Below are 5,593 nucleotides of genomic sequence, written 5' to 3' on the forward strand. Positions count from 1 at the left end.
GGCCGGCCTCCCCCCACGACAGCGAAGAGGTGACATGACCGGGCGCAGCGAGGAGCGGCCGTCGGGCCGCGGTGAGAGCCGGCCGGGCGCCGAGTCGCCGTCCGGCGACTGGTACGTGGCCGACACCTACGCCCAGGACCCGTACGCGGCGGACGCGTACGGGCACCCGCAGGACGGCCAGGACCCGTACGGTCTGCAGGCCGGTCGGCCCGTCGCGCCCCAGCCGCCGGCCGCCGCGTACGACGTGCCGCCGCAGCTGCCGCCGCAGGGCGGCGGCTACCCGACGCCGGTGCCGCCGACCCCGTACCAGGCCCAGCAGCAGTTCGCGGCCCCGGTGCCGCCGGTGCAGCCCGGCTGGGACACCCCGGTGCAGGGCGCCTGGCCGCAGCAGCCGGCCCCGGCGCAGGCCGCCGGTGGCCACTGGGGCGGCGTCGAGCAGCCCCGGCCGCAGTGGGAGCCGGGCCCGGCGCACTCCGCCTGGGACACCGAGACCACCGAGTACGTCGGGGTGGACGCCCTGTTCGGCGGCCGCCCGGCGCAGTCCGCGGCCCAGCCGCCGGTCCCGCAGCCCGCCCCGGCCCCGCAGCAGGTCCAGCCGACCGCCCCTCCGGTCGGCCCCGCCCCGTACCCGCCGGCGGGCGGCTACCCGGGGCAGCCGCAGCACGGCGGCGCTCCGGGCGGGCAGCAGCACTTCGTGCCGCCGATCGAGTTCGACCCGCCGCTCTCCGAGGAGGAGGCCACCAGGCAGGTGGCCGCCGTCGCGGTGCCCCCGGCCGTCGAACCGCTGTCCGACGTCGTCGCCGAGGAGCAGGCCTCCCAGCAGGCGCCCGCCGCCGAACCCGCCCAGGCGGCCGGTGGCGGCAAGGTCGCCAGCCTGCTGAACTCCAGCGCGATCATGGCGGCCGGCACGCTGGTCTCCCGCGGCACCGGCTTCGTCCGGACCATGGTGATCACCGCGGCCATCGGTGTCGGCGTGATGGGTGACTCCTACAACGCGGCGAACACCCTGCCGACCCTGCTGTACATCCTGATCGGCGGCGGCGCGCTGAACGCGGTCTTCGTGCCGCAGCTGGTGCGCAGCATGAAGAACGACGAGGACGGCGGCACCGCGTACGCCAGCCGGCTGCTCACCCTGGTGATGGTCGGGCTCGGCGGCGTGGTCTTCCTGGCGGTGCTCGGGGCGCCCGTGCTGGTGCAGCTGATCGCCCACCCGATGATGGCCAACCCGGAGCGCGCCGACACCACGGTGGCGATGGCCCGCTTCTGCCTGCCGAGCATCTTCTTCATGGGCATCCACGTGGTGATGGGCCAGATCCTCAACGCCCGCGGCCGCTTCGGCGCGATGATGTGGACCCCGGTCCTGAACAACATCGTGGTGATCTTCACCTTCTCCGCCTACATCTGGGTCTACAGCGGGTTCGGCACCACCCACGTCACCCCGGAGGGCATCTCTCCCGAGGGCGTGCGGCTGCTCGGCCTCGGCACCCTGATCGGTCTGGTCGTCCAGTCGCTGGCGATGATCCCGTACCTGCGGGCCGCCGAGTTCCGCTTCCGGCCCCGCTTCGACTGGCGCGGTCACGGCCTGGGCAAGGCCGCACGGCTGGCCAAGTGGACGTTCTTCTTCGTGCTCGCCAACCAGGCCGGCTACCTGGTGATCACCCAGCTGTCCACCAAGGCGGGCGACGCCGCGGCGGCGGCCGGCCACGACGGCGTCGGCCTGGCCGCGTTCTCCAACGCGCTGCTGATCTGGCAGCTCCCGCAGGCCGTGATCACCGTCTCGATCATGAGCGCGGTGCTCCCCCGGCTCTCCCGGGCGGCGGCCGACGAGGACGCCGGCGCCGTGCGCGACGACATCTCCTACGGCCTGCGCACCACCGCGGTCGCGGTCGTCCCGGCGGCCTTCCTGTTCCTGTCGCTGGGCCCGGTGATCGGCCGGGCGATCTACGCGGTCGGCGGCAACGACACCGTCCTGAACGACGCCACCAACGTCGGTCTGATGCTCTCCGCGTTCGCCCTGGGCCTGATCCCGTACTCCGCCCAGTACGTGATGCTGCGCGGCTTCTACGCCTACGAGGACACCCGCACGCCGTTCTCCAACACCGTCTGGGTCGCGGCCTGCCAGGCCGGCTTCGCCCTGCTGTGCTGGCTGGTGCTGCCCGCCGAGTGGACGGTGGTCGGCCTCGCCTTCGGCTACGGCCTCGCCTACGCCGTCGGGGTGACGGTCGCGATGCCGAAGCTGAAGAAGCGGATCGGCGGACTGGACACCAAGCGGATCGGCAGGACGTACAGCCGGCTGGCCGCCGCCTGCGTCCCGGCCGCGCTGGTCGGCCTCGGCGCCAGCCTGGGGGTCCAGCAGGTGCTCGGCGGCTGGCCGGGCAGCGTGGCGGCCCTGGTCGTGGCCGGCGGCCTCCAGCTGGCGGTCTTCGTGCTCATCGCGAAGCGCCTGCGGATCGAGGAACTGAACGCCATGCTGGGCATGGTCCGCGGCCGGCTGGGCCGCTGACCGTCCGACCACCGGCCGGACGAGCGGACGCCCTGACCGGGCGTCAACCGGAGCGAGACGCTCCTCCGCTCGTCCGGCCGAGTGCTGGGTCACCGGTTGGTTCGGGTCCGCCCGACCGTCGGATGGCGACCCGGTGTCCAATCTGCACCACATCTCTCCACCCGCGTGCAACCGAGCGGACGTCCCAGCGGTCGTACCCGGTGGAGAAGAGTGGGCACAATTGTCCTGGAGCACAGGGCCGCCGACCCCCGGGCTCCAGCGAATCTCTCAGGCCGGGGCTACACAAGGGGAGGCAGGACCACGGTGGCTGATGGCACCAAGGCCGTCGTCGACACGTCAGCAGCTGACGCGGCGACGGACGAGGCCGCACTGGCCGCGGCGATCGACGAGCTCACGGGCTCGCAGGACGCCGGCGGGAGCACCTCCGCGGACGCCCGCGAGGGCGCCACCACCGCTGCCGCCGTCCCCGGGCGCACCGACGCGGACAAGGACGAGGACGAGAGCGGGGACGACGCACCGGCCGCAGGACCGGGCACCCCCGCCGGCGAGGAGACCTCGGAGATCACCGCACCGCTCTCCGTGCAGGAGCTCCGCGCCGAACTGGCCGCCGGCTCCCCCCGGAAGAAGCCCGCCGACGAACCCGCCCGCCCCGCGCGCCGCCCCACCGACCCGCAGCCCACGGTCGACCCGCGCGACACCGCCACCCTCCCGCGCACCCTCCCCGCCCCGCAGCGCCGCAGCGGCGACATGATCGGCCACCGGTACCGGCTGGAGGAGTGCATCTCCCAGACCGAGACCTTCAGCAGCTGGCGCGCCGTCGACGAGAAGCTGCGCCGGGCCGTCGGCGTCCACCTGATGGCCTCCGGCCACCAGCGGGCCCGCAAGGTGGTGGCGGCCGCCAAGTCCGCCGCGCTGCTCGGCGACCCGCGCTTCGTCCAGGTCCTGGACGCCGTCCACGAGGGCGAGCTGGTCTACGTCGTCCGGGAGTGGCTGCCGCACTCCTCCGACCTGGCCAGGCTGCTCGCCAACGGCCCGATGGAGCCGCACGAGGCGTACCAGATGGTCCGCCAGGTCGCCGACGCCGTCGCGGCCGCCCACCGGCGCGGCCAGGCCCACCTGCGGCTCACCCCGCGCTGCGTGCTGCGCACCGACAGCGGCCAGTACCGGATCAACGGCATCGCGGTGGACGCCGCCCTGCGCGGGCTGCCCGCCGAGGACGCCGAGGACGCCCAGCGGGCGGACACCCGCGCGATCGGCGCACTGCTGTTCGCCGCGCTCACCCACCGCTGGCCGTACCCGGAGGACCGCTACGACCTCCAGGGCCTGCCCAAGGGCCTCCAGAACGCCGCGCCGGACCAGGTCCGCGCCGGGGTCCACAAGGGCCTGTCCGAGCTCGCCGCGCGGGCCCTGTTCGACCAGCCGCCGCACCACGCCCAGCCGATCACCACGCCGGAGGAGCTGGTCCGGGCGATCGCGCAGATGCCCCGGATCCGCCAGCCCGAACCGGAGCTGCCCGCCTTCCCGGTCCCGCCCCGGCACAACACCCACGCGCTGCCCACCGCGCCCAACCCGACCCGGGTCGCCGACACCACCGTCGCCCCGCTGCCGGCCTCCTCCCGCCCGACCTCCTCCCGGCGCACCAGGCGGCGGCTGCGCCGGGTGGTCAAGGCCACCGCGTGGACGGTCGCGCTGGGGGCGATCGGCGTCGCCTCCTGGCAGTTCGTCGACAGCCTGCGGCACACCGGGTCGGCCACCGCGTCCCCGGCCCCCTCGACCAGCAGCACCGCGCCGAGCCCGCAGGCCAGCACCCACAACCCGGTGACGCTGGCCGTCAAGGACGCGCAGTCCTACAACCCCCTGGGCGACGGGCCCGAGGGCACCGAGAGCATCGGGAAGGCCATCGACGGCGACCTGAGCACCTCGTGGACCACCGGCTGGTACGTCGACCAGTTCGGCGCCAAACCGCCCGCGCTGAAGTCGGGCACCGGCCTGCTGATCGACCTCGGCTCGCCGCAGCCGGTCTCCTCGGTGAACGTCCAGTTCTCCGGCGGCGAGCAGTCCGCGGAGCTGCGGCTGCCCACCCCGGCCGCCGGCGCCAACCCGCTGCAGGCCAAGCCGGACGCCTTCACCGTCGTCGGGAAGAAGACCGGGAGCAACGTCGAGTACACCCTCGACTCCCCGGTCACCACGCGGTACCTCTTGATCTGGCTGACCGGTCTGACGAAGGATACCGACGGCAGGTTCCGCGGCCACGTCGCCGAGGTGAAGGTCTCCGGCTGATCCGACGACCGCGGACGCGGCACGGACCGGCGGCCGGGAGGGAGGGGTGACGGTGGCGGACGACGCGCACCCGACGGACGACGCGACGCTGCTCGCCCGGCACGTCGCCGGCGACCCGGCGGCCTTCGGTCTGCTGGTGGACCGCCACCGCGACCGGCTCTGGGCGGTCGCCCTGCGTACCCTGGGCGACCGCGAGGAGGCCGCCGACGCCCTCCAGGACGCCCTGGTCTCCGCCTTCCGCGCCGCCGCCGGCTTCCAGGGCCGCTCGGCGGTCACCACCTGGCTGCACCGGATCGTGGTCAACGCCTGCCTGGACCGCGCCCGGCGCGGCGCCACCCGCCGCACCACCCCGCTCGACGAGGACCCCCAGCGGCTGGACACCCTGGTCGGCAGCGCCGAGCCGGCCGACTTCCCGGTGGTCCGGGCCGAGCTGCACCGCGAGCTGACCGCGGCGCTCGCCGAGCTGCCCGCCGAGCAGCGGGCCGCACTGGTGCTGGTCGACATGCAGGGGTACCCGGTGGCCGAGGCGGCCGAACTGCTGGGCGTTCCGGTGGGCACCGTGAAGAGCCGCTGCGCGCGCGGCCGGGCCCGGCTCCTCCCCCTGGTCCGGCACCTGCGCGAGCCCGATGTTTCACGTGAAACACCGCCCGCCCGCGGCTCGGCCCCGCCGCGCCGCGACACCCGGGGGAACCCGAAGCCGCCCGGCACCGTCACAGGGGCGGGCCCGAGCACCGGCCGGACGGTCCTGGAAGGAGACGCGAGCACCCGATGAACGCCCACCCCTCCTTCCCCGACCCCGCCGAGGACCAC

Annotated in this window: 3 protein-coding genes; all 3 read left to right on the forward strand. The window is 74.8% G+C overall.

Going from position 1 to position 5,593, the window contains the following annotated elements; genetic code table 11:
* Positions 1 to 34 precede the first annotated feature (34 nt).
* Positions 35 to 2,503 (forward strand): murein biosynthesis integral membrane protein MurJ, encoded by a 2,469-nt coding sequence (gene murJ / locus ACIQOV_RS25015; RefSeq protein ID WP_401051990.1) that lies wholly within the window; start codon positions 35 to 37, stop codon positions 2,501 to 2,503.
* 303 nt (positions 2,504 to 2,806) lie between these two features.
* Positions 2,807 to 4,783: a serine/threonine protein kinase gene (locus ACIQOV_RS25020; RefSeq protein WP_401051993.1), complete on the forward strand. Its 1,977-nt coding sequence runs from the start codon at positions 2,807 to 2,809 to the stop codon at positions 4,781 to 4,783.
* A gap of 46 nt (positions 4,784 to 4,829) precedes the next feature.
* On the forward strand, positions 4,830 to 5,555 hold the full coding sequence (gene sigM, locus ACIQOV_RS25025) for an RNA polymerase sigma factor SigM (RefSeq protein ID WP_401051995.1): 726 nt from the start codon (positions 4,830 to 4,832) through the stop codon (positions 5,553 to 5,555).
* Positions 5,556 to 5,593 lie beyond the last annotated feature (38 nt).

It is taken from the genome of Kitasatospora sp. NPDC091257 (genome assembly GCF_044757675.1).
GTDB lineage: Bacteria > Actinomycetota > Actinomycetes > Streptomycetales > Streptomycetaceae > Kitasatospora > Kitasatospora lactacystinica.